At 48.2% G+C, this 26,432-nt stretch carries 15 protein-coding genes and 7 pseudogenes; 20 read left to right on the top strand and 2 right to left on the bottom strand.

Going from position 1 to position 26,432, the window contains the following annotated elements:
• Nucleotides 1-188: 188 nt before the first annotated feature.
• Complete coding sequence (locus JCM2765_RS10130) at nt 189-779, top strand: ECF transporter S component (RefSeq protein ID WP_054736529.1); 591 nt, start codon at nt 189-191, stop codon at nt 777-779.
• 91 nt (nt 780-870) lie between these two features.
• A complete protein-coding gene (locus tag JCM2765_RS10135) occupies nt 871-1,920 on the top strand; it encodes a D-alanine--D-alanine ligase family protein (RefSeq protein ID WP_054736504.1) in 1,050 nt (349 codons plus the stop codon).
• Nucleotides 1,921-1,975: 55 nt separating this feature from the next.
• Here JCM2765_RS10135 and JCM2765_RS10140 read toward each other — a convergent pair whose 3' ends face one another.
• On the bottom strand, nt 1,976-2,518 hold the full coding sequence (locus tag JCM2765_RS10140) for a GGDEF domain-containing protein (protein WP_054736506.1): 543 nt from the start codon (nt 2,516-2,518) through the stop codon (nt 1,976-1,978).
• A 41-nt stretch (nt 2,519-2,559) separates the two neighbouring features.
• Nucleotides 2,560-3,123, bottom strand: coding sequence for a hypothetical protein (locus JCM2765_RS10145; RefSeq protein WP_054736509.1), 564 nt, complete (start codon nt 3,121-3,123; stop codon nt 2,560-2,562).
• Between the two features lie 393 nt (nt 3,124-3,516).
• On the opposite strand from JCM2765_RS10145, the gene JCM2765_RS10150 reads away from it, so the two are divergent.
• The 18 genes and pseudogenes from JCM2765_RS10150 (at nt 3,517) to rlmD (ending at nt 26,211) form a co-directional block, all read left to right on the top strand.
• Nucleotides 3,517-3,738: a DUF2187 domain-containing protein gene (locus JCM2765_RS10150; protein WP_225352064.1), complete on the top strand. Its 222-nt coding sequence runs from the start codon at nt 3,517-3,519 to the stop codon at nt 3,736-3,738.
• A 614-nt stretch (nt 3,739-4,352) separates the two neighbouring features.
• A pseudogene (locus JCM2765_RS10155) lies at nt 4,353-5,811 on the top strand (cytochrome ubiquinol oxidase subunit I).
• Nucleotides 5,804-6,817 carry a cytochrome d ubiquinol oxidase subunit II gene (gene cydB, locus JCM2765_RS10160; protein WP_054736512.1) on the top strand — a complete coding sequence of 338 codons (1,014 nt, stop codon included), beginning with the start codon at nt 5,804-5,806 and terminating at the stop codon, nt 6,815-6,817. Before JCM2765_RS10155 ends, cydB begins: the two are co-directional and overlap by 8 nt.
• Before the next feature lie 97 nt (nt 6,818-6,914).
• Nucleotides 6,915-7,862 carry an ABC transporter transmembrane domain-containing protein gene (locus tag JCM2765_RS19280; protein WP_225352065.1) on the top strand — a complete coding sequence of 316 codons (948 nt, stop codon included), beginning with the start codon at nt 6,915-6,917 and terminating at the stop codon, nt 7,860-7,862.
• Nucleotides 7,850-8,605 carry an ATP-binding cassette domain-containing protein gene (locus JCM2765_RS19285; protein ID WP_225352066.1) on the top strand — a complete coding sequence of 252 codons (756 nt, stop codon included), beginning with the start codon at nt 7,850-7,852 and terminating at the stop codon, nt 8,603-8,605. The genes JCM2765_RS19280 and JCM2765_RS19285 overlap by 13 nt, the downstream gene beginning before the upstream one ends.
• 29 nt (nt 8,606-8,634) lie before the next feature.
• Nucleotides 8,635-10,396, top strand: a pseudogene (gene cydC, locus JCM2765_RS10170) (thiol reductant ABC exporter subunit CydC).
• 111 nt (nt 10,397-10,507) lie between these two features.
• Nucleotides 10,508-11,419 (top strand): 1,4-dihydroxy-2-naphthoate polyprenyltransferase, encoded by a 912-nt coding sequence (locus JCM2765_RS10175; protein WP_054736514.1) that lies wholly within the window; start codon nt 10,508-10,510, stop codon nt 11,417-11,419.
• Nucleotides 11,420-11,548: 129 nt separating this feature from the next.
• Nucleotides 11,549-12,130 carry a xanthine phosphoribosyltransferase gene (locus tag JCM2765_RS10180; RefSeq protein ID WP_054736517.1) on the top strand — a complete coding sequence of 194 codons (582 nt, stop codon included), beginning with the start codon at nt 11,549-11,551 and terminating at the stop codon, nt 12,128-12,130.
• 45 nt (nt 12,131-12,175) lie between these two features.
• A pseudogene (locus JCM2765_RS10185) lies at nt 12,176-12,698 on the top strand (DUF2179 domain-containing protein).
• Nucleotides 12,699-12,801: 103 nt separating this feature from the next.
• Nucleotides 12,802-13,962 (top strand): ATP-grasp domain-containing protein, encoded by a 1,161-nt coding sequence (locus JCM2765_RS10190; RefSeq protein ID WP_054736519.1) that lies wholly within the window; start codon nt 12,802-12,804, stop codon nt 13,960-13,962.
• A gap of 487 nt (nt 13,963-14,449) precedes the next feature.
• Nucleotides 14,450-16,714, top strand: coding sequence for a DNA helicase PcrA (gene pcrA / locus JCM2765_RS10195; protein ID WP_054736520.1), 2,265 nt, complete (start codon nt 14,450-14,452; stop codon nt 16,712-16,714).
• Between the two features lie 18 nt (nt 16,715-16,732).
• Nucleotides 16,733-18,795: pseudogene (ligA, locus tag JCM2765_RS10200) on the top strand (NAD-dependent DNA ligase LigA).
• Nucleotides 18,782-19,923, top strand: a pseudogene (locus tag JCM2765_RS10205) (CamS family sex pheromone protein). The pseudogenes ligA and JCM2765_RS10205 overlap by 14 nt, the downstream one beginning before the upstream one ends.
• 568 nt (nt 19,924-20,491) lie before the next feature.
• Complete coding sequence (gene gatC / locus JCM2765_RS10210; RefSeq protein WP_054736523.1) at nt 20,492-20,800, top strand: Asp-tRNA(Asn)/Glu-tRNA(Gln) amidotransferase subunit GatC; 309 nt, start codon at nt 20,492-20,494, stop codon at nt 20,798-20,800.
• Between the two features lie 5 nt (nt 20,801-20,805).
• Complete coding sequence (gene gatA, locus JCM2765_RS10215; RefSeq protein WP_054736525.1) at nt 20,806-22,275, top strand: Asp-tRNA(Asn)/Glu-tRNA(Gln) amidotransferase subunit GatA; 1,470 nt, start codon at nt 20,806-20,808, stop codon at nt 22,273-22,275.
• On the top strand, nt 22,275-23,696 hold the full coding sequence (gene gatB, locus JCM2765_RS10220; protein WP_054736527.1) for an Asp-tRNA(Asn)/Glu-tRNA(Gln) amidotransferase subunit GatB: 1,422 nt from the start codon (nt 22,275-22,277) through the stop codon (nt 23,694-23,696). The genes gatA and gatB overlap by 1 nt, the downstream gene beginning before the upstream one ends.
• Before the next feature lie 33 nt (nt 23,697-23,729).
• Nucleotides 23,730-24,747: pseudogene (locus tag JCM2765_RS10225) on the top strand (diacylglycerol kinase).
• A gap of 91 nt (nt 24,748-24,838) precedes the next feature.
• Nucleotides 24,839-26,211 (top strand): annotated as a pseudogene (gene rlmD / locus JCM2765_RS10230) (23S rRNA (uracil(1939)-C(5))-methyltransferase RlmD).
• The last annotated feature ends 221 nt before the right edge of the window (nt 26,212-26,432 follow it).

Here is a 26,432-nt window from a genome sequence, read left to right on the forward strand (position 1 = left end):
CCATGATTAACGCGTCAACGAAGCCAAGTTTCACAAACTTCACACACTTACGACGGACACAAACAACAACACTAAACTAAAATTGATGTAAGCGATTGTGCATGAAATCATCGCATTCACAAATAATATGCTAAAATAGGGAAAACTTGCGGTGCCAGTCGACTGGGATCGCATTGGGAGGGATTATCATTCAAAGTCGAAGTCGTGCCTTTCATATCAGTATTTTGGCACTTTTTTTTGCGATTGTAATTATTCAAAACGTCATTCCGTTGTTAGGGTACATTCCGGTTGGGCCATTTAGTATTGCGATTATTCAGATTACGGTCATTATTGCAGCAGTTATCCTCGGTCCTCGTGATGGGACGCTAGTGGGCTTGACTTGGGGGCTGATCAATTGGATTCGGGCGTTTGCCTGGCCAACTAGTCCAATTGCGATTTACGTGTTGGTTAATCCACTTGTTTCGGTATTACCACGGTTGTTAATTGGTTTGATCAGTGGCTGGTTGTTTTTGAAACTCGTTAAGGGGCGGCCAACTGACGCTAAGGTTTGGCAACTCTCACTGACTGGCGTCGTTGGGGCGTTGGTCAATACGGTGTTGGTGCTTGGCTTTATGGCAATTCTTTACTACATGGGGATGTTGCCATTGGATAAATTGAACGTTGATGCCATCATGCCATACTTGTTAGGTATCATGGGGACTAATGGGATTCCGGAAGCGATTTTATCCGGCGTGTTGGTGCCATTGATCGCCAAGCCACTGCTTCGATTTGCAAAATGATAATTTAATTAGACAAGTCGCAGACCGGTAGCCGGCATTTTTCATTCATGCTATACTGAAGGTTCTAAGAAAGAACGCGGAGGAAAACAATATGAAGATTGTGGTATTAGCGGGTGGACGCAGCACGGAACGTAACGTGTCCCTGTCTTCAAGCGCCAAGGTCGCTAACGCACTACGGCGAAAGGGTTACGAAGTTGCTTTAGTTGACTTGTTTTTAGGATTACCGGCGGCGGACGAACAGCAGTTAGCAGCGTTGTTTACCAGTGACGAACAGGCCATCGACCTCAACATTAGTGATGAGATCATGACGGATGACGTGATCAACGCGTTGCGGCCAGACGGCACGACGCAACTCTTTGGCCCAAATGTCTTGAAGATTGCGGCCATGGCCGACATCGTTTGGATCGGGTTACACGGTGGCGATGGTGAAAACGGGAAGGTTCAAGCAGTGTTGGACTTAAATAACATTGCTTACACCGGTAGTGGGCCATTGGCTTCCGGCCTTGCGATGGACAAGAGTCTGTCGAAGCAAGTGATGTTGTATAACGGCATCCAGACGGCTCGTTTTATCAACTTAACGAAGTCAACGGCGGCTGATTTTGAGTTGCCATTTGATTTCCCAGTAGTGGTTAAACCGGCCAATGGTGGGTCAAGTGTTGGTATGTACATTGCGCATGATGATGCCGAACTTCAAAAGGATTTACAAGCCAGCTTTGAATTTGACGATGATGTGGTCATTGAAGAGTACATCAAGGGTCGTGAATTCTCAATGGCGGTGGTCAACGGGACGGCGTTGCCAGCAATCGAGATCATCGTTAACGATGGTTGGTACGATTTCGAACACAAATTTGTGACTGGGAACACCACGAAGTTCCAGACACCACCTGAGATTCCGGACGAGGTTCACGATGAGATGAAGCGAATCGCGATTCAAACCTTTAACGCCTTGGGTCTTCAGAACTACGGTCGAATCGACTTCTTCTGGAACACCGATGGCTTGTACGTGATTGAAGCTAACTCGTTGCCTGGGATGACTCCGTTGTCATTGATGCCACAAGAGGCTGATGCGGCGGGTATCGCCTATGACGATTTATGTGATTCAATCGTGCAAGGACAATTGAAAAACTTAGGTATGAAGTAAATTAACGTAAAAATTCCCCTGAAGCCACGTTGGCATTCAGGGGAATTTTTTAGGTTCAGGCAATCGTTTGGCCTTCAATCGTTACGCGGTTTCGACCACGTTGTTTGGATAAATACAAACTTTTATCGGCCGCTTTGTAGATGTCATGGTAGTGATAGTGTTCGTCACGGCTATTAGCAGCACCAATCGAGGTCGTTACCGCTAAATCAAATTCGGTTAACTTCTGAGCAGCAAGCTGTTGACGAAAATGGGCGGCGATCCGCATCGCATAAGTCGGGTCCGTGCAGTCTTCGTTGACGATCACACCGAACTCTTCGCCGCCCAAACGATAGGCGGTCGCGGTAAAGGGGGCGTTTGCCGTACAAGCATGCAGCGTTTCGGCAACCGTTTGTAAAACGCGATTGCCGGTTGGATGGCCATAGGTATCGTTGACGTGCTTAAAGAGGTCTAAATCAAGCTCGTACACGGCATATGGGGTGTGATCAGTCTGGTAATTCGTGAAGGCGACTTGCAGGTCGTGATCAAACTGACTGAAATTCTTGAGGTTGGTGAGGCCGTCCGTAGTGGCTTTGCGAACAAGCTTGCGATTAGTGGCCAACGATCGGTCAAGCGTCTGGTTATATTCGATTCCCGTGATGCTTAGGATAACGAGGGCCGTGATTTGGCGTAACCAAAAGTAGCGTCGGTGTCAACGGTATCCATTGACGCAATTAAGCCAATGGTGACCGCGGCAAATAGCGTCAACGTGCTGTACAAGCGATAACGCCGTTGAAGTAGCCACCCACGCCAAGTCGTTGTCAGCCAAATAATGAGTGCAAACCCAGCGTAACTTAGCCAAAGAATTGGTGTACTGTCAGCCGAATAAAGAACGACGTAACACAACATTAGCCCAACTTCGATGATACCTTGCCAGCGGATACCCAAGCGAACGTTAAGCAGGAACATGACGATAATCAGCATGTTTAAAAACGTCCAGTGGAGACCGAAGCCGTTTGGCTCTAAATATGTATGGATCCATGATTCGCCGAAGAGGTAGGCTAAAAACAGCGTACTCAAAACGGCTTTCAGGACGGGGCGGACGGCAACGAGTTTGGCATTTCGTTGCTCATCTAGCCAAAAAAGAAATGAAATTGCGCCACCAAGGACGATCATGTTGGTTAACAGGGAAAGTCCGAATGATAGAAATATCTGCAATGGCGTCATGGTAAGGTAAGGGCCTCCTTTCTATGTCGGTCGATTAAATTGGAATCAACCTATCTTAACAAATATTCAAGTGGTTGACGATACTTATTCCGGACTTTTCAGTGAATCTTGCAAGAATTTTGAAATGGGTCAACCATAAGGGCACAACCGGTGGGTACACGCGTCAGCAAGGGATAACATGACGGTTTAAATTGAAATTAGGCTATAGCGATTAACAAGGCAGAATTGGAAAAAATGATCCCAATAATCCCCGTATCAGTAGATCTTTCCCTTGACAAATTAACTAAAATCAAGTAATGTACGTTAAGTTTAAGACCGGTCTTGCCCTGTGAGATTGGGTCTGCTTTTGGCGATTTGACCAAAGGCGCGCATAATGATTGGGAGATGAAGTCATTGAAAACTGGCGATCAAGTTTCATTTAAATTAGAAGGACAAACGTTTGAAGGGTTTATTGATAAGGAATACCAAAACTCATTCATGATCACGTTTAAGAGTGACGATGCTGAGATCGTTGATAAGTATCACGATCGGGTGATCATCAACAAGAAGCAAGTGAAACTGATCAAGGCCGCTCCCGAAACGGAAACGACTGAAGACGATGAACAAGCCGATTAATGGTTTGAATTAGGTTGAATAGTGGTTCTCTGAATGCTTGGGATTGGCGTTTGGGGGGCTTTTTTTGTGGGGTGATTTATTTTGGAGTTTGATATTTTTATTGATGTTTATGGCGGGTATGGGGCTTGTGCGCGGTTTGAGTGTTGGCTGTTTGTCATCGCTTCGCTTGTCAAAGCCGCATGGAGATTGGGGCTTTCGGGCTACGAAATTCGGCGTCAGTAGTGATTATCCTGAATAGTTGGCTGAGTAGCGCGAGGCAGCGTATGTTTCGGCTCGGTGTCAGCTGTTGTTTTCCGCAGTTATGTGATATTCAGAAGTTTGGCCGCTTTTGTTCGTTCTGGCGACCACGCCGAAACGTGTTTTGTGAGGCAAAAAGTTGCACGTAAGGCGTCTAAGTCAAACTACCAAGGACCGGTAGTTTAACTTAGACGCCCTTACGCTCCACTTTCTGAACGCCTCACAAACACCTAAAATGTAAGCCCTTTCTATTGAAATTTCATTTATCACCCGATATAATAAATCTGTAAGGTAATAGGAATTTTTCTAAACTAGGGATAGTGCTGGTTGGTCATTGATTAGTGGCCGAGCAGTTTAATGTTGTGAGGGGGGATATCATGTTAAGTATCGGGATGTCGGTCTTGTCGCTCTCACGGTTTCAGTTTGCGATGACGACCGTCTTTCACTTTTTCTTCGTGCCATTTTCAATTGGGTTAGCATTTATTGTGGCAGTGATGGAGACACTTTACGTTGTTAAACGTGACGAGACCTATCGGCGGATGAGTCAATTCTGGGGTAAGATTTTTCTGTATAGTTTTGCCGTTGGGGTCGTCACTGGGATCATTCAGGAATTTCAATTTGGGATGAACTGGTCGGAGTATTCCCGGTTTATGGGGGATATTTTCGGTGCACCGTTGGCCATTGAAGCGTTGGCGGCGTTCTTCTTGGAATCCACGTTTATTGGTCTCTGGATGTTTACCTGGGACCGGTTTAAACCAGGCATCCACGCGCTGTTTATCTGGTTGGTTGCATTTGGGTCAACCTTGTCAGCCGTTTGGATCCTAGCAGCCAATAGTTTTATGCAAAATCCGGTGGGCTTCGCCATCAACACGAAAACTGGGCGGGTCGTTATGACCGATTTTGCTCAAGTTGTCACCAACCCGCAGTTATGGTTGGAATTCCCACACGTGATTATGGGGGCGGGCGTTACCGCGTCCTTCGTCATTGCGGGGGCTTCAGCTTGGCGGTTGCTGAAAAAGGACCACGAATCATTTTACCGGAAGTCACTGAACGTAGCCTAGTGATTGGCTTGATTGCCAGTTTAGGTTCAGTTGCAGCCGGGGACGTTCAAACCCGTTACCTGATTCAAAACCAGCCCATGAAGTTTGCGGCGATGGAAGGGCTGTACAAAAATTCCACGCAAAAAGGGGACTGGGCAGTTATTTCAACGTTTGATACTAAGAATCACCAGACGAAATCAAGCATTGAAGTCCCTTACGTCCTCAATATTTTAAGCTATCATAAATTATCTGGAACGGTGAAGGGCCAAAATGCCGTTAACCGTGAATTACATGCGACTTACGATAAGAAGTTCGGGAAGGACATGAACTACTACGTGCCAACGAAGACCCTGTTTTGGAGTTTCCGGATCATGGCTGTTTCGGGTGGGTTGTTTATTCTGTTAGCACTTGTGGGGCTGTTCTTTAACCGGAAGAAGGCTTCAACCATTATGCGGCAGCGCTGGTTCTTAGTTATTCTCGGGTTAGCCATGTGGTTACCGTTCATCGTGAACACGACGGGGTGGTTCGTCACTGAATTTGGGCGTTACCGTGGGTCGTTTACGGCTTACTTACAATTGCGGATGCGGTTTCGCCAACGTCAACGGTGGGCTCACTGCTGTTCACGAATATCGTGTACTTCGCGTTGTTTGCTGGCTTAGGACTTGTGATGATCATCTTGTCACACCGGGTGTTGAAAGCCGGACCGGATAACGTTGACGTTTCGGGTTATACCAGCGAGTCCCATGAGCCGCACGTGACGGATCCATTTGGAACGGAGGCGTTTAACCATGACTAATTTGCAGTTACTTTGGTTCTTGCTTATCGGGGTGCTGTTTAGCGGCTTCTTCTTCCTAGAAGGCTTCGATTTCGGCATCGGCATGGCCGTTCGCTTCTTCGGTCGAAATACCGCTGAACGCGACACAATCATTCAAACAATTGGCCCCCACTGGGATGGTAACGAAGTTTGGCTGATCACCGCGGGTGGTGCGATGTTTGCCTCATTTCCAATGTGGTATGCGTCCCTGTTTTCTGGCTACTACATCATTTTGTTCTTAATTTTAGTGGCCCTAATTTTTCGGGGTGTCTCGTTTGAATTTCGGGCGAACATGCAGACCAGTCGGTGGCGTCAGTTCTGGGAATGGGCGGCAACGCTTGGTAGCTTCTGTGCGGCCTTCTTGTTTGGCATGATGTTTACCAGCATGATTCAGGGTGTGCCAATGGATGCCGATGGCAATATTTTTGGGAACTTTGGGACCTACGTCAACCTCTTTTCAATTGTTGGTGGCGTTGCGGTGAGCCTGATGTGCTTGATTCACGGCTTGAACTTCCTACAATTGAAGACCAGCGGCTCACTACGAGATCGGGCGCAGAAGTGGAATAAAGTGCTTTACCCAGTTTTGATTGTGGGGGAAGTTGTATTTGTCGGGTTACTCTACATGACCACCGACTTCTTTGCGATGAAGGCAACGAGCACTTGGGCGATTCTGATCGTGTTAGTGATCCTCACGTTAATCGCTTGGTGGGGTGTCGGCCAAGCCCATAACTGGACGGCTTTTCTCGCCAGTGGACTATCGTTGATCAGCGTGGTTGTCTTGATCTTTAACGGTCTGTTTCCACGAGTCATGATTGCCACGAATAGTGCCCATTCGATTTTGATCAAAGATGCATCGAGTTCACCGTATACCCTGCACTTGATGACCATCATTGCCTTTTCGATTTTACCAATCGTGTTAGTTTACTTCATTTGGAGTTACTGGGTCTTTTACAAACGGTTAAAATCACCGGAGATCGGTGAAGTCTGAATGTACTGAGGCGTTTTGAACAAGCGGGCGCGGGGCCAAAGCGCGATGCCCCATGCCCGCTTGTTTTGATTGATTGTTGAGAAAGTAGGGGTTGGAGATGTTTGATAAACGGTTATTTCAATTACCTGGCATCAAGAGTCGAATCGCAATCTTATTGGTGTTGATCGCACTTCAAGCCGTAATGATCGTTGGTCAAGCACGAGCTTTAGCGATTGCGGTTGTTAACTTGTGGCAGTTACGGGCGTTAAATTCAATTGTGGTGCCAACGCTGATTTTTAGCGGTTGTTTCTTAGTTCGCCATTTACTCACGGTGGCTCAAAATCGAGTCTTTTTCCCGTTCGTTGAACAAACCAGCGGTGAACTCAGAACCCAATTGATGGCGCAAATTTTTCGACTGGGTCCCAGCGTTGTTGCTAAAAGTGGGACCGGCAACATTGTGACGATGGCGTTAGAGGGCATCGACCAAGTTCAAACGTACCTCATGTTAGTCATTATTAAAGTGTTGGACCTTGGCATCACGCCATGGGTTATTTTGGCCTACATTGCCTGGTTGCAGTGGCAGCAGGCGGCCTTTTTACTGCTAATTTATCCGGTTATTATTTTATTCATGGTGATTCTCGGTCTGGCCGCCAAAAGTAAGGCCGACCGGCAGTATGCAGGCTATCAGCGGCTGTCAAATAACTTTGTGGATACTTTACGTGGCTTAGGCACCTTGAAACAGCTCGGTCTTTCCCGCAAGTACGCCGGTAATGTTTACCAAGTGAGTGAAGACTATCGAAAGGAAACCATGTCGACGTTACGGGTGGCAATGACGTCAACGTTTGCGCTGGACTTTTTCACGACCCTGTCAGTGGCCGTGGTGGCGGTTTTCTTAGGCTTTGACTTGTTGGCCGGTCGAACGACGTTACTCCCAGCGTTAACGATTTTAACGCTGGCACCAGACTACTTTTTACCGATTCGCAACTTCGCAAGTGACTACCACGCAACGTTGAATGGTAAAATGCCTGGCAAGCGGTCAACGACGTTTTGGCGATGCCAACGGTAACGGATCAAGAAGTGCTCACGACTGGTCACATTCAGGCGACTACTGAGTTGCGGTTTGAGCACGTGAATGCGACTTATCCGGGGACGTCAACGCCAACTTTGAAGGACATTAACTTTAACATTCACGGGCCACAACGGGTCGGCATTATTGGTACTTCCGGATCTGGAAAATCAACGTTGCTCAACGTTTTGGGTGGCTTCTTGTCACCAGATGAACCCGGGCATATCACGTTAAACGGGGAGTCGTTACCGCATTTAACGCAGACCAAGTGGCAGCAGAACTGCTATTACGTGCCACAAAAACCGTATCTATTTCGAGAAACCGTGGCGCAAAACGTGGCCTTTTATCAGCCGACCGCCTCGTTATCAGCTATTCAACGTGCCTGTGAACAGGCGGGGTTGACCGACTGGTTAGCCACCTTACCGGATGGCCTGGAAACGGTGATCGGTGAAGGCGCGCGGGGGGTGAGTGGCGGACAGGCGCAACGAATCGCGTTGGCGCGGGCTTTGCTGGATGATCAGCGGCAGGTGCTGTTATTTGACGAACCCACGGCCCACCTTGATATTGAAACGGAAGCGGCACTAAAACAGGATATGTTGCCGTTGATGGCCAACCGATTAGTGTTCTTTGCGACCCACCGGCTACACTGGTTAAACCAGATGGACTGGGTGCTGGTGTTGGAAAATGGCGAACTTAAGGAACAGGCACCCCAGCTGAGCTTAGTCAGCGAGACGGGCCTATAGTCGCTTAGTTGCAGAAATGAGGGATGACGATGTTCGGGTTTAAGGAAACTTTTGCACACGATACGTGGGTCATGCCGTATCTGCGCCGTTACAAATGGTTGTTGACGCTGGTTTTGTTCTTAGGATTGATGACGTTCCTGTCAGCGGGGGCGTTGATGTTTAACTCTGGGTTCTTGATCAGTTCAGCGGCCCGACAACCGTTCTCGGTGATCGTGATCTACGTGCCAGTGGTCTTAGCACGGGGATTCGGGATCGCCCGTCCCGTCTTTCGGTATGCCGAGCGTTTGACCAGCCATAACTGGGTGTTACGCATCGTTTCGGATTTTCGACGGCGATTGTATCAGGCCGTTGAACGGACTGCTGTGACGATCAAGCAAACCCATCAGACGGGGGATCTACTCAGTTTATTAGCGGATGATATTGATCACATCGAAAATCTTTATTTGCGCACGGTATTTCCAATGGTGATTGGTTGGTTGCTGTACCTCGTGATCGTGATTGGCGTGGGCGTTTTCAGTTGGCCAGTGGCCTTATTATTAGCGCTCTTACTGGGATTGATTGTGATCGTCATGCCGCTAATTTCAGTTGCCTTTAACGGGGCGCGGGAATTTCGGCAAAAGCAGTTGCAGGGACAGTTCTATACGCAATTGACTGATGAAGTTCTCGGATTGACCGATTGGGTGATTTCGGGACGCTATACTGATTTTATGGCGCATCAGCGAACGGCTATTGATGAGATTGCGCAACTTCGACGTCGAGACCACTACTTTCAATGGTGGCGGGGGCTGGCCGTTCAAGTTATCTTTTTAGCCGCAGTGGTGACACTGCTAGTTTGGTCCGGGACGGCATTTACCACAACCAAAACTTCGGCGAACTGGGTCGCGGCCTTTGCGTTGGCGTTGTTTCCAGTGATCGAACCGTTCCTTGAAATGAGTCAGGGGGCCAGTGAGTGGCCGGTTTACCGGCAATCCATTACGCGGGTGAATCAGTTATCCGAGTCAGCGAGTCAATCTGAGACGGCGGCGCAACAGACGTTAACGGCCCCCGTTACGGCACTCCGCGTTGACCACGTGCAATACACGTATCCAGGGGCAGAAACGCCTGTTTTAAAGGATATTTCGCTGACGGTTAAGCGGGGTGAGAAGCTGGCGCTATTGGGACCAAGTGGAACTGGAAAGAGTACTTTATTGAAACTGTTAGTCGGCGATGCGCAACCGACTCAGGGCACCATTACTAAACGGGGTCACCATGAGTCGGTTACAAACCCAGCGCGCCAGCTTGTTTGGGGTGCTTGATCAGCAACCGTACTTGTTTGACACCACGGTGATGAATAACGTTCGGTTGGGCAACTTGCAAGCAACGGATGAGGATGTCAAGTCGGCGATTGCGGCCGTTGGACTGGAACCGTTGATCACCTCGCTGCCGCAGGGGTATGACACGCTGGTTCAAGAAGCCGGGAATCGGTTCTCCGGTGGTGAGCGGCAACGGTTATCGCTGGCGCGGATTCTATTGCAGGATGCGCCAATCATCATTTTGGATGAACCCACGGTGAGCTTGGATCCAATTACCGAAAAACACCTGTTGGATACGGTGTTTACCGTGTTAGCGGATAAAACGATCATCTGGGTCACCCATCACTTGGCGGGTATCAAGCACGTTGACCAGGTCCGCTTTTTGGAAAAAGGTCAGTTTGATATGCAAGGGACGCCGGTTGAGCTTTACCGAACCGAAGCCCGGTTCCGCCGGTTATACGAGTTGGATCAGGGGTTGGACGCGACCTCAACGGACTAGGGGAACATTGCATTTTTAACGCCTAATCGTTACACTAAATAAGCAAACTTGGACCGTGTCAGGACTGCAAGCTGGCACGGTCTTGTTAGATTTTTGATTGGAGGTTCGGCAATGTCGATTCAAGTGTTTTTAGAATTAGTGGAAGCGAAGGCTAAAATTGCGTCCGTGTTTCCCTTTTTTATGGGCCTGTACATCGCAAGCTACGTGTACGGCGTTGTGAACTGGCCGCTAGCGCTGACTTTTTTTGTGGCCATGCTCTTATTTAATATGGCGGTTGATGCGCACGACAATTATTCAGATTACCGCCACGCGACCAAGGAAGCATCAACTTGGAAGCAACAGACTAACATCATCGGGGTCAATCACCTTTCGATGACGTTAATTCGCAATTTGATTTTTTTATTGGCTGGTAGTGCCGCGGTGCTGGGCTTGATATTAGTGTTTGAAACTGGCTGGCCACTATTAGTGATGGGCGTCTTTTGCTTTGCAGTCGGTTATTTTTACGCGGCTGGACCCCGGCCGATTTCGACGACGCCGTTTGGGGAAGTCTTCTCAGGGCTCACGATGGGGTTCGTCATCACCTTAATTTCGGTCTACTTAAATATTCAAGCGGTATTCACGATTGGCATCGGCGGCTTTTTACGGATTCTGTTGGCCTCTGGGATCGCGGTGTTTGCCATTAGTAACATTATGCTGGCGAATAATTTGTGCGATGCCGAAGAAGATAAGCTCCTGAATCGTAAGACCATCGTCTACTACTTTGGTAAACCAGCGATGCTCAAGGTGCTGAGTGGCTGTTACGTTGCTGGTTACGTTTGTCTAGTACTCAGCGTTTTTTGGCACAGTTTGCCTTACATGAGTCTCTTGGTGTTAGGCAGCATCCCACTGGTGCTGAAAAATACCCGGCGATTCCAAGCCAAACAGGTTAAAAAAGAAACCTTTCGTTACATCGTGAAAAATGCGATTATTTTGGCGGTGTTCTGCATCGTCTTTATCGGGATCGGCACACTACTAAATTGGTAGCTTGGTTAAAATTATCTCGATTTTGGTGATTCTTTTGGTCGTACCCATTGAAAAGGCCGTTTTGTTTCGGGTACACTAAGGGTACAGTTAATCATCGGATGCTTGGACTTAATTAGGAGGAACTTATTCATGAAGTTACTAGAAGACCGGATCAAACGCGACGGAACCGTATTACCTGGTGAAGTGTTAAAAGTGGATAACTTTTTAAACCATCAAGTTGACCCACAATTGATGTACGAACTGGGTGGCGAGTTTAAGCGCCTCTTTGCGGATGAAGGCGTGACGCGAATCTTAACGGTGGAATCATCTGGGATCGCACCAGCGATGATGGCTGGTCTCCAGATGAACGTGCCCGTGGTATTTGCCCGGAAACACCGCTCATTAACGTTGACGGATAACCTTTACACCGCAACGGTTTATTCATACACCAAGCAAGTGAACAACGATATCAGTATCGACAAACGTTTCATTAAGCCAGACGATAAGGTTTTGATTATTGATGACTTCTTGGCAAACGGCCAAGCGGTTCAAGGCTTGTTGGAAATCGCTAAGGCAGCGAACGTTTCAGTTGCCGGGGTTGGGGTCGTTATCGAAAAACGGTTCCAAAAGGGCCACCAAATGGTCTTGGATCAAGGCATTCACCTGGAAGCCTTAGCTAGTATCGCATCATTATCTGATGACGGCGTGACCTTCGCCAGCGACAACGATTAAAACGTGACGCTGACCCCGCTGTTGTCCTGAAATGGAGGGGGTACTGTGGGAACATTAGTGTTAATTTTTACCGTCAACTTTGTGTACATTACGTTGAACACGATTCGGTTTATGCTGACGATGAAGGGCTATCGCAATCTGGCACCGTTGATCAGCATGGTCGAAATCACGGTTTATGTGGTTGCTTATCGCTGGTCTTGAACCGATTAGATAACATCTGGAACATCATCGCCTACGCCTTAGGGTACGGTGTCGGGGTTCGAGTGGGCATCTGGGTTGAAGATAAGCTAGCATTAGGGTATATTATGGCCACGGTCATCTTACCCAACACCGATAGTCCGTTACCGCAAGTCTTGCGAAATAACGGCTTCGGGGTAACCCAGTCTCGGCAGAAGGCTTAGAAGGCGAGCGACTCGTCTTAGATATTTTGACGCCTCGCAATCAAGAACGGCGATTGTATGCATTGGTGAACGAAGCTGATGCAAAGGCGTTCGTGATTACGTACGAACCCAAATATATATCTGGCGGTTTTTGGGTCAAACGGGTCCGCAATCGCCGGCAGAAGTGACTGAAAGTCTAAGTTTTCGTAAAAGCCCTAGTGGTTTTCGGTAATATCGTTATAATCAAATTAGAGATAATAATTGAATTAAGTAAGAAGGTAGTGAACGAATTTGGACAATCATGTTTTGTATCCAGGAGGCACCATCGGGGTTATTGGTAATAGTAGCAATGGCTCGATGATCGTCGCAGCTGCGCGGCAAGCAGGCTTTAACGTTGGTGCATACGGCGCAGACGAGACGAGTGAAATGCTACAATTAGCAGATTTTCGCATCGTTGGCGAACTGTCAGACCGCGAACGTTTAGAGGACTTTGCACAACGTTGTGATCTCGTCACTTACGATTCGGAACATCTTAGCCCGGCCGTTTTAGACGTTTTAGCTGACAAAACGGCGCTACCACAAGGATCTGACTTACAAATGGTGATGCAAGATCGGTTGCTGGAGCGCGCGTTTTATGAACAACTGAACGTTAACATCCCACCGTATGCCACCATCGTGAGTCTGGATGACATTTACCAATCAATCAATTCGATCGGCTATCCTGCCGTGTTGAAGCCGATTCAAAAGGATCTGCCTCACGGTGAAGAATTGCTGATCAAGACCCAAACGGACATCGCTCAGGCGGCTGGCTTGATGGACTGGGGGACTTACATCCTTGAATCAACGGTTAGTTACGCCCGCGAACTGGCGGTGACGGTCGCTCGGACACGTGATGGGGAAGCAACGCTATTTCCCGCCGTGCAGATTGAACGGCAAGATGGTCAGTTGAAGTGGGCTTACTTACCGGCACAAATTGAACCCGATGTTCAAAGTGAATTGGATCGAATCTGTAACGAAATCGTGGCGAACGTGACCTACGTTGGCGTGTTTGAAGTTGACTTCATGCTGACGGCAAACAACGCGATCTACGTCAAGCAAATCGTACCAACCTTTGGCGAAGTCGGTCGGATCTTTGACCGAGCAACTTCGACCACGCAGTTTGAACAGCATTTACGCGCGATTGCCGGGTTACCATTAAGTGACGTTGAAATCTTACGGCCAACCGTATTAGCAGCCTTCAAGAAACGCCAACTCAATGCGATTCGGACGCAGTGGGTCATTAAGAAGAACTGGCATTTTTCTTATTACCAGCGGTATCAACAAACCACCAATGATGATGACCTTGTCGGCCACGTTTTGGTTCAGGGCGATGATGTTAACAAGCTGCTCGAACAGCTTGATGACACTGAAATCTGGTCAGAACCGACTTCAACGGATGAATCAGCTGAATAATTGACGCTTAGCTAGTGTTGTGAACGAAGCATCCATATTGTGGGTGCTTTTTTCGTTGTGGTTAGTGTGCGGAGCGAGACGGGTTGAGAGCAGTGTGTAAGGTAAGTCCGGTGAAGGCGCCCGGGTCTGGCGGGTTTACCGGACTTACCTTACATGCAGCTCTCAGTCTCGCGCAGCACCATTCGGCGTGGTGGCCAGAAAGCGCGTGGTTGACAAGTTCTCGTAACTTCAGGAATCCTGAGAATGACAGTTCAAGTGGCGCCGAATTTTGTAGCCTGAGAGCGCTGGTTTTCAATGCGGCTTTGGCGAGCGAAGCGACGACAAACAGCCGACACCCAAATCGCACCCAACCCTTACATTGGACACAAACACAACCATAATTTTTAAAAAAGCCCCAACAAAGTAGTTGATTTACACCCCAGAATAAGGGACAATTTTAAATGATGCGAAAGAAGCGGATTAACAGATAGAGAGGATTGGATTAGGCGTGGCAGAACAGAGTTCACTATTAGCTAAATTAAATGATAAGCAACGGGAAGCCGTGGCGTACACGGAAGGGCCACTACTGATTATGGCGGGGGCCGGTAGTGGGAAGACCCGGGTGCTAACTCACCGGATCGCCTACTTAATCGAAAAAGGGGTCATGCCTTGGCACGTGTTAGCCATCACCTTTACCAATAAGGCAGCTCGTGAGATGCGTGAACGGATCGTGAACTTGCTGGGACCATCAGGGAACGATGTATGGGCATCGACCTTCCATGCGTTGTGTGTGCGGATCCTTCGGCGCTATGCTGATCGATTGGGGTATAACAAAGCCTTCACAATTGCTGATACCAGCGACCAACGGACGTTGATGAAGCGAGTGCTTTCGGAATTGAACGTTGATCCAAAGAAGTTTGACCCTCGCGCCATTCTATCAGCGATCTCAAACGCCAAAAACGAATTAAAAACGCCGGCACAACTGGCGCAAGAAGCTGGGTCGTTATTTGAGGATATTACGGCGAAGGCTTATGGCGCTTACCAAAAGGCGCTGCAACAAAACCAAGCCATGGACTTTGATGATCTCATCATGCTGACGATTCGTCTGTTTAAGGAAAATGCAGACGTCTTGGAAAACTATCAAGATAAGTTCCAGTACATCCACGTGGATGAATACCAAGATACCAACGATGCCCAGTATACGTTGGTCAACCTGTTGGCACAGAAGAACCAAAACTTATGTGTTGTCGGGGATGCTGACCAAAGTATTTACGGTTGGCGTGGGGCGAACATGGAAAACATCATGAACTTCGAACGGGATTATCCGGATGCGCACGTCACGATGTTGGAACAAAATTACCGGTCAACCAAAACCATTTTGGATGCCGCTAACGAAGTCATTCAAAACAACGATAATCGGCGGGATAAGAACCTTTGGACCGATAATGGTCAGGGCGAGCCGATCAGTTACTACCGTGGTCAAAGCGAAAATGACGAATCCCGTTACGTGGTGTCGTCAATTCAACGGTTAATGCGCGAAAAACACTACACTTACGGTGACTTTGCAATTTTGTACCGGACCAACGCTCAGTCCCGGGTGATGGAAGAAACGTTGGTTAAAGCTAACGTGCCTTACACGATCGTTGGTGGTCACAAGTTCTACGACCGAAAAGAAATCAAGGACTTACTGGCCTACTTAACGCTGGTGGCCAACTCAGCTGATGCAATCAGTTTGGAACGGGTCATTAACGAACCTAAGCGGGGCATTGGCTCCGGCAGTTTAGATAAGTTACGTCAGTTTGCCAACGAGAATGGCTGGACCGAACTCGAAGCCGCGATGAACGTTGAACTGGCTGGTAACATTACTAGCCGCGCTCGAGGTGCCATTGGCGATTTTGGCATGACCATCAAACGGTTGCAGGAATACGCCAAGGATAGTACGGTGACGGATTTAACCAACCAAATTTTAGAGGCTTCCGGTTATAAAAAGGCGTTACAAGTGAACCAAAGTTTGGAATCTGAAACCCGCCTTGAAAACATTGAAGAATTCTTGTCCGTGACGAAGAAGTTTGACGATGGGTTTGATGAAGAAGCCAGTGAATCTGGTAGCCGAATCGTTGATTTTTTAGCGGATCTGGCGCTCGTGTCTGATCAAGATGACGTGGAAGAACAACCGGCTCAAGTGACGTTGATGACGTTGCATGCAGCGAAGGGGTTGGAATTCCCAGTAGTCTTCTTGATTGGTCTTGAGGAAGGCATCTTCCCACTTAGTCGCGCTGCGGCTGAAAACGATGAATTGGAAGAGGAACGACGGTTGGCTTACGTGGGCATCACCCGGGCCAAGCAAAAGTTATTCTTGACTAACGCGTTCTCCCGGATGCTGTATGGCCGGACGCAACGCAACCCAGAGTCTCGGTTTATTGATGAAATTCAACCAGAATTGCTTCACAGTGAAAATCGGGTTGATCCGGGTACGCAACGGTCATCGCTGCAAACGCCATTTGATCGGCGGACGGCTTCGGCCACTGCGACGACTTATCAACGACCAACTCGCGCAACCCGTTCAAGCAGTTCAGCAGTCAGTCAAGGGACTGGCGCAGACAAACAGGCTTGGCATTCTGGTGACAAAGTGACCCATAAGAAGTGGGGTGTCGGGACCGTGGTGAAGATTTCTGGCACCGGTGAGGACACTGAATTAGACATTGCGTTCCCACAAGAGGGCGTGAAGCGGCTGTTGGCCGCCTTTGCACCAATCACGCGGGTCAACAAGTAACGGAGGTGAGCGTCAATCATGGCAGATTCAATTGAAACGTTAACGAAGGCTGAGGCTGAAGCGTTAGCTACCGAATTACGACCGAAACTCCGCCAATGGGGTGAAGCGTATTATACGAGCGACGCACCAACGGTTGAGGACTCGGTCTATGATCAGCAGTACGCGCAGTTAGTGGCAATCGAAGAGAAGTACCCGGATTTGATTACCCCAGATTCACCAACTCAAAACGTTGGTGGGGCGATTTCGACCGACTTTTCAAAAGTGGCCCATGACATTCCGATGCTTTCATTGGGGGACGTGTTCTCTAAAGAAGAATTGATGGACTTTATTGACCACATTACCGAAAATGAAACTGGCGATTATAACTGTGAACTGAAAATTGATGGGCTAGCGATTTCGTTGCAGTACGAAAACGGCGTCCTTGTTCAGGGGTCAACACGAGGAAACGGTCTGATTGGTGAAGATATTACCGCCAATTTAAAGACGATTCCGTCGATTCCAACGAAACTGACACGACCATTGACGATCGAAGTTCGGGGCGAATGTTACATGCCTAAGCAGTCGTTTCTAGATTTAAATGCCAAACGAGAGGCTGAGGGAAAACCGGTATTTGCCAACCCTCGAAACGCGGCTGCTGGGAGCTTACGGCAGCTAGATACCCGAGTTACCGCCGAACGGAAATTAAGTACCTTTATGTATAACGTGGCGGATTATGAACCATTAACGTCACGGACCCAGAGCGGGATGCTTGACGAACTGGCTGAACTTGGGTTCACGACGAACCCAACGTATCGCGTGGTGAAAGATGAAGCTGACGTGGACGCGTTCATTGACTACTATACACAGCGACGTGATGATTTGGCTTATGGCATCGATGGTATCGTGGTCAAGGTCAATTCGTTACCGATTCAACGGCAAATGGGGGCAACGGTTAAGGTACCGCGTTGGGCAATTGCCTACAAGTTCCCGCCGGAAGAAGCGGCAACCATTGTCCGTGATATTGAATGGACGGTTGGCCGGACGGGGGTTGTGACCCCAACGGCCATCATGGATCCGGTGCAACTTGCTGGAACCACGGTTTCACGAGCCTCGCTGCACAACCCAGATTACTTGCAGGAAAAGGATATTCGGCTGGGTGACACCGTCATGTTGCATAAGGCTGGCGATATCATTCCAGAAATTTCGAACTATTTACCTGCCAAACGGCCAGCAGATAGTGTTGCGTACGTGATTCCAACGCATTGTCCATCCTGTGAGGCGGAACTGGTGCATTTGGATGACGAAGTCGCGCTACGATGCATCAATCCGCGTTGTCCAGCACAATTAGCCGAACAGATGACCCACTTTGCGTCTCGAAACGCCATGAACATTGACGGTCTCGGACCACGGATCATTGGGCAGTTATTTGATAAAGCCTACGTGACTGATGTGGCTGACCTCTACAAACTGACTTTCGACCAACTGGTGACGTTAGACAAGTTTGGTGAGAAATCCGCTAATAATTTATTAAATGCACTCGATAACAGTCGCAATAATTCGCTGGAACGCTTATTATTTGGATTAGGGATCCGACACGTCGGCAATAAAGCTGCTAAGTTGATTGCGGCTCAGTTCAAGACGATGGCAGCGATTATGGCAGCGCAACAGGATGAGATTGCGGCAATTGATTCCGTTGGCGAAACGATTGCTGACAGTTTAGTCACGTATTTTGGCAACGTTGAGGTTCAGCAATTGATTCAAGAATTAGTTGATCAAGGCGTTAACATGACCTATACGTCTGCACCGGCCGAAGAAGTGCCAACAACGGGCTTCTTTGCTGGTAAGCGGGTCGTGTTAACGGGTAAGTTGACTACGATGACCCGCCCAGACGCTGCGGCTTGGTTAGAATCACAGGCGCAACGGTGACGGGCAGTGTATCGAAGAAAACTGATCTGGTCATTGCGGGAACGGATGCGGGTAGTAAACTCACTAAGGCAGAATCATTAAACGTACCGGTTTGGGACGAAGCCCAGTTTGCGGCCGAAATGGCGGATCCAAAAGCGTCAGAAAATGGAGGAAAGATTGGCAATGAGACGAGTTAAAGCACTAATTGCAGTGGCCGTGTGTGGCTTATTTTTAAGTGCTTGTGGTAACCTAGGGAGTTCTTCAGGTACCTCAACGAGTACAACTTCAGGCAAGGTACCCAATTAACCGGGGAGGCCTCTTCGGGTGAGTATCAAGGGGTCATTAAGAACGGTAAGTACGTGACCAGTAAGTCACGGGGCGTTAACGTCTCCCAAAACGATAATCAGTACAATTTAAAGAGTTTTGAAAGTGGCTTATTGGACGTGTCCAAGAAGGTCTTTTCAACGAACAAATACGTTTTCCAAGAAGGCCAATACCTGTCAACCAACACGGTTCAAAACTGGTTGAACCGGAAGTCAAAGTCTAATCCAACCGGCTTGAACCCCGTCAACAACGGTAAGCTGGGCGCAACGACGCGGAATCCAATGTACTTGCAACAGATGGAAGAACAGGATTTCATGAAGGAAAGCGGTAAGAAATTGACCCTTTCTGGCGTTACGGTTGGGTTAGGGCTAAATTCAATCGACTACTACGAAAAGAAGAGTTACGGTGCAACTTACGAAACCCATATTAGTAACGCAACAATTAAGCGCGAAGGGGCTAAAATCGCCAACCAAGTGCTCGCACGGATGCGTAAGAAACCAGCATTGAAGAACGTGCCGATCACCATTGCGCTATATAAGCAAGCAGCGACTGATAGCTTAATTGGTGGGACCTTCTTCGCCTATTCCGTCAACAAAGCGGGAACGACGAAGGTTAGCTCGTGGAAGTCCGTTAACCAGAAGAACTACGTTTACCCAACGACGTCATCGAGCGCCAAAACGGGGAACTCAAACGATGCCAGCGCCTTTGACAACTTCAAGACGCAAATCGAAAACTTCTTCCCGAACTTGAGTGGGGTCACCGCTCAAGCCCAATACACGGACAAGCAGTTATCGGGTATGAACGTCAACATCACGACGCAGTTCTACAGCCAAACGGAAATCATCAGCTTCACGCAGTATCTCCAACAAGCAGCGCAAAAGTATCTCCCATCAGGCGCACCAATTGACATTACGGTGAAGTCGGCGGATGGCATTCAGAGCTTCTTGAGTCGGGATAGTGGGGCAAAGAAGTTTACGGCGCATGTGTTTAATTCGTATTAGAGCGTAAAACGAAGCGGTTAAAGCGCGGCGTATAAGGCGTCCCCTGCACGACCACCCGGTTTTGGGGTGGTCGTGCAGGGGACGCCTTATACATAGCGCTTTGCTTCGGTTTACGCGTTTCGGCGCGGTGACCAGAAAGTGGGTAGCTGACAGGCTTCAGATAAGTAACAGAACCCCAAGAAAAGCCAGTCAAAACAGAGCCGAAACAAACGTAGTAGCAACGAGCGTGGCCAGTTGCACTCAGGAAAAGTGCGCAGTATGCCAGTCATTTTACGTGCAACGCTTTGCTTTTGGGCATGGCCAGTTGCACTCGAATAACCTGCGGGCAAGACCGAGCACCTAACGAACAATATATTGTTTCGAATCGTCACTTATGATTAAGCAACAGACGGTAAAAATGCACCACTCAATCATTCACACCCACCACCAAACCACCCAAACTGAAACCGCTCTTACCAAAAACACCAACAATTTATATTCTTCAATCTCCAGACTTGTGTTAAAATAATTTCTGTGTAGCGTTAAAATTAACGAATAACGCAGAAAACTTGTGAAAGAGGGAAACTTGATGGCTAGCCGAATTGATCAAGAACAAGTCCAACACGTAGCATCGTTGGCAAAGCTCGATTTAAACGCCGACCAGTTGGCATACTTTACAACCCAATTGGATGACATTATCGGGTTATTTGAAACCTTAAGTGAAGTTGATACGGAAGGGGTCGAACCTACTTCTAGTGTGAGCGACCAAATTAACGTCATGCGTGAAGACGTTGCCGACAACTGGGGTCAACGTGACGCCTTGTTGGCAAACGCACCAGAAGCCGAAAACGGCTATATTAAAGTGCCTGCAATTATTGATGAAAGTGAGGGTGAGTAGACCCGATGAACTACTTTGGACAAGATTTGACGACGTTGCATGATGACCTCGTCAACAAGAAAATCACCGTCACTGACTTAGTGAAGGCCACTTTTGATAACATCGATGCAACTGACCCTGAAGTGAACGCCTTCTTGAACTTGAACCGAGAAGCTGCGTTAGCGAAAGCAGCTGAATTAGATGAAAAGGGAATCGATGCTGATAACGTCTTATCAGGGATTCCATTGGCAATTAAGGACAACATCGTCACCAAGGGCTTGACCACAACGGCCGCTTCCAAGATGTTGGAAAACTTTGTGCCAGTTTATGATGCAACAGTGATGCAACGCTTGAACGCCAAGGACGTCATCAACGTTGGGAAGACCAACATGGATGAATTTGCCATGGGTGGGTCAACTGAAAACTCAGCCTTTAAGATCACTAAGAACGCTTGGGACCACGAAGTCGTTCCTGGTGGGTCATCAGGTGGTTCTGCTGCGGCAGTTGCGGCTGGTGAAGTTGTCGCCACTTTAGGTTCTGATACCGGTGGTTCGATTCGCCAACCCGCTTCATTTAACGGCATCGTTGGGATGAAGCCAACTTACGGCCGAATCTCACGTTGGGGCTTGATTGCCTTTGGTTCAAGTTTGGACGAAATTGGCCCAATGACTCGGACCGTTAAGGATAACGCCATTTTACTCTCAGCAATCGCAGGGCATGACGAACGTGATTTAACCACGTCAACCAAAGATGTGCCTGATTTTGCTGCGGAATTAAACGACCAAACCAGCGTTAAGGGCATGAAGATCGGTTTGCCAAAGGAATTCCTTGGCGAAGGGGTCGACCAAGACGTGAAGGATGCCATTTTGGCAGCCGCTGACAAATACCGCGAATTAGGCGCTACGGTGGACGAAGTGTCCTTGCCACATAACAAGTACGGTGTGGCAGCCTACTACATCATCGCCAGTTCCGAAGCTTCATCTAACCTCCAACGATTCGATGGGATTCGTTACGGCCACCGGGCCCAAGACGTGAAGAACTTGGAAGACGTTTACGTGAAGTCACGGACTGAAGGCTTCGGTGACGAAGTTAAGCGTCGGATCATGTTGGGGACGTTCTCCCTTTCAGCTGGGTTCTACGATGCTTACTTCAAGAAGGCTGCCCAAGTACGGACGTTGATCATTAACGACTTCAAGGCCGTTTTAAAGGATCACGACTTTATCATGGGACCAGTTGCGCCAACACCTGCGTACAAGATTGGCGAAGACATTTCTGATCCAATGACGATGTACATGAACGATATCTTAACCATCCCAGTTAACCTTGCCGGTTTACCAGGGATGTCAATTCCTGCTGGTTTCTCAAATGGATTACCAGTTGGGATGCAATTAATCGGTCGGCCATTCGACGAAAGCACGCTTTACAAGGCGGGTTACGTCTTCGAACAAGCCACTGATTTTCATAACCAAACACCAAACCAAGGGGGCCAAAACTAATGAACTTTATCACAACCATTGGGCTTGAAGTCCACGTTGAATTAAAGACGAACTCTAAGATCTTTAGTCCATCCCCCGTTGAATTTGGGGACGATCCTAACGCCAACACCAACGTCATTGACTGGGGCTATCCTGGGGTTTTACCAGCAACCAACAAGGGCGTTGTTAAGAGCGGGATTATGGCAGCGTTAGCCTTACACGCCAGCGTTGAACCACACACGCACTTTGACCGGAAGAACTACTTCTATCCTGATAACCCAAAGGCGTACCAAATTTCACAATCCGACAAACCATTGGCACACGATGGCTGGATCGAAATTGACGTTGACGGCGAAAAGAAGAAGATCGGGATCGCTGAGATGCATATCGAAGAAGATGCCGGGAAGAACACCCACGAACGCGACTATTCATACGTGGATTTGAACCGTCAAGGCACGCCATTGATTGAAATCGTGTCGAAGCCTGAAATCGCCTCACCAGACGAAGCCTACGCTTACTTGGAAGCTTTGCGTCAACGAATCCAATTTACTGGAATTTCCGATGTGAAGATGGAAGAAGGCTCGATGCGGGTCGATGTTAACATTTCGATTCGTCCAGCCGGCCAAAAGGAATACGGGACCAAGACTGAGTTGAAGAACTTGAACTCCTTCAACTACGTTCGTAAGGGCTTAGCCTTTGAAGAACAACGTCAACAACGCGTCTTGATGTCTGGCGGCGAGATTCAACAAGAAACCCGTCGTTTTGATGAAACGACCGGCCAAACGATCTTGATGCGGGTCAAGGAAGGCTCTGACGATTACCGTTACTTCCCAGAACCTGACTTGCCAGCCTTGAACATTTCTGATGACTGGATCAACGAAATTGGGAGCGAAATGCCAGAAATGCCTGGTGACCGTCGCAAGCGTTACATCAACGAGCTTGGCTTGAGTGATTACGATGCCATGGTCTTGACGCAAACCAAGGAAATGTCTGACTTCTTCGACGCCACTGTGAAGTTAGGTGCGGATGCCAAATCAGCTGCTAACTACTTGCAAGGGGACGTTAACGCGTTCTTGAACGACAAGCACGCTGACTTGCAAGACACTGACCTGACACCTGAAAATTTAGCTGGCATGATCAACTTGATCACTGACGGCACGATTTCAAGCAAGATGGCCAAGAAAGTCTTCAAGGCGATCACTGAAGGTAAGGAACCAAAGGCCTTCGTTGAAGAAAAGGGCTTGGTTCAATTATCAGATCCCGCACAATTGCAACCAATCATCGATGACATCTTAGCCAACAACGCGCAATCCGTTGAAGACTTTAACAATGGGAAAGACCGGGCTGTTGGTTTCTTAGTGGGTCAGATCATGAAGCAAACCCACGGGAAAGCTAACCCGAAAGTCGTTAACCAATTGTTGATGGCTTCCCTTAAGAAGTAAAATTTTTCGGAACAAATACTGGAGGAAACGCTTATGCGTAAACGGGCGCGGGTGATTTATAATCCTTCTTCTGGCCGCGAAGCCTTAAAGAAGGATTTGATCGATATCTTAGGTGTCTATGAACAGGCTGGTTATGAAACAAGCGCGTACGCGACAACGCCAGCGCCTAACTCTGCACGTGACGAAGCGGAGCGTGTAGCCCGCGACGGTTTTGACCTCGTTGTTGCGGCGGGCGGCGATGGCACCATTAACGAAGTCGTTAACGGGTTAGCCGGGTTGAAGAGGCGACCGATGATGGCCATTATTCCGGCCGGCACCACTAACGACTACGCGCGAGCCTTGAAGATCCCACGTGAGGATCCCTTGGCGGCTGCCAAAGTCGTTCTCAAGCAACAAACGATCAAAATGGATATTGGGCAAGCCGGCAAAAACTACTTCGTCAACATTGCGGGTGGTGGTCGACTGACCGAATTGACGTATGAAGTGCCATCTCAGTTAAAAACGCTGTTTGGCTACTTAGCATACTTGGTGAAGGGGGCAGAACTATTGCTCGAATCCGGCCATTTAAGATGGATCTGCGGTACGACGGTGAAACCTATAATGGTGAAGCTCAATGTTCTTCTTGGCACTGACCAATTCAATCGGTGGCTTTGAACAAATTGTACCGGATGCATCGTTAAATGACGGTAAGTTTACTATGATCATCGTCAAGACCAGTAACTTAGCAGAGATTCTGCATTTACTGACCCTGGTGTTGAACGGTGGTAAGCACATCAACGATCCGCGAATTATTTACCGTAAGGTGCGCAAAGTTGATGTTAAACCAGTCGAAGATTCCCGCATCATGATCAACCTTGATGGGGAATACGGTGGTGATGCACCAATGACGTTCTTGAACTTGAAACAACACATCGAAATTGTGGCCAACCTCGATGACATTCCAGACGATGCAGTGGAAGCTGAAAGTCAGGAATTAATTGAAGCGGAGCGCAAGTTCGTTCAGGGTGTTTCGGAGTTACCAGAAGATCAAGAATCAACGAAAACTGAGTAGTTAACAGGAATCAGTATCAATTTGAAGGGTTTTGCTGTATGATGGTTCAGGCAGCAAAACCTTTCTTTAGTTAAGCAAATAGGAGAATTTAATGAAAATACAAGCACCAGTAAGTAAAAATGAAACCTACACCGGCGACGTTGTGGACGTCACGTACGAGGGCTTAGGGGTTGTCAAAGTTGACAACTACTCCCTGTTCGTTACCAATGCGTTACCTGGTGAAAAAGTGAAGTTCGTTGTGACCAAGGTTGGCAAGAGCTTTGGCTTTGCGCGGGTTCTTGAACACCTGACTAAGTCACCAGATCGCGTTGAGATTCCAGCCAAGGACCGGAAACTCGCCCAAGCTGGGATCGCGCCATTACAACACATGACCTACGACGCGCAATTACGGTTCAAGCAACACCAGATCCAATCCTTGTTAAGCAAGGGCAAGTTAGACTTAACGGTTAACGAAACCATTGGCATGGAAACCCCATACCACTACCGGAATAAGGCTCAAATCCCAGTTCGGTTAGTTAACGGTGAGTTAGAAACTGGCTTCTTCCGCCAACACACCCATGATTTAGTGCCATTGGAAGACTTTTACATCCAAGATCCTCGGATCGATAAGGCCATTGTGATCGTTCGCGATATCTTACGTGGTCAAGGGTTGACCCCTTACGATGAACGGACTCACCGGGCATCGTGCGAAACATCATGGTGCGTCAGAGTTACTACGAAGACGAAATGATGATTGGCTTGATCACCAACTCGCACACCTTACCACACGCCAAGGAAATCGTGGCTGAAATCGTTGATGCTTTACCAAACATCACCAGCATCATTCAAAACGTTAACAGCCGCCCAACCAACGTTATCATGGGACCCATCACCAACGTGCTTTACGGCGAACCAGTGATCCATGATTCCTTGTTAGGCAACCGGTTTGAAATTTCGGCCCAATCGTTCTACCAAGTGAACCCAGTCCAAACGGAAAAATTGTATCAACTTGCAATTGACCGGGCTGGCTTAACAGGGAACGAAACCGTGATCGATGCCTACTGTGGTATCGGAACGATTTCCCTTGCGATGGCTCGCCACGCCAAGGAAGTTTACGGTGTCGAAGTTGTCTCAACCGCCGTTGAAGACGCTAAGAAGAACGCCAAGTTAAACGGTTTGACCAACACCCACTTTGAAACCAACAAGGCCGAATACCAAATGGCCGAATGGCAAAAGCAGGGCTTGAAGCCGGACGTTATCGTTGTGGATCCACCACGTAAGGGCTTGGACGCAACCTTGATCGAAAGTGCAGCCGCAATGGCGCCTAAGAAGATCGTTTACGTTAGCTGTAACCCATCGACCTTAGTTCGTGATATCCAACGTTTCGCTGAAGTTGGCTACCACGTAACCGAACCGATCCAACCCGTTGATCAATTCCCGCAAACGCCACATATTGAATCAGTGACGTTGTTGGAACGGGACTAATTAGTTTTGAATTAGCACTGACAACTTATTGTTGTTGGTGCTTTTTTGTGCTGTCGATTGTGTCCAGCGTAAGCATTGGGTAGATTTTGGGTGAAGGCTGTTTGTCATCGCTTCGCTCGCCAAAGCCGCATAAAAATCAGCGCTCTCAGGCTACAAAATTCGGCGTCACTTAAACTGTCATTTCTAGGGTTCCAGAAGTTGTGGAAACTTGTCAACCACGC

Origin of the sequence: Secundilactobacillus similis DSM 23365 = JCM 2765, assembly GCF_001311075.1 — a bacterium.
Classification (GTDB): domain Bacteria; phylum Bacillota; class Bacilli; order Lactobacillales; family Lactobacillaceae; genus Secundilactobacillus; species Secundilactobacillus similis.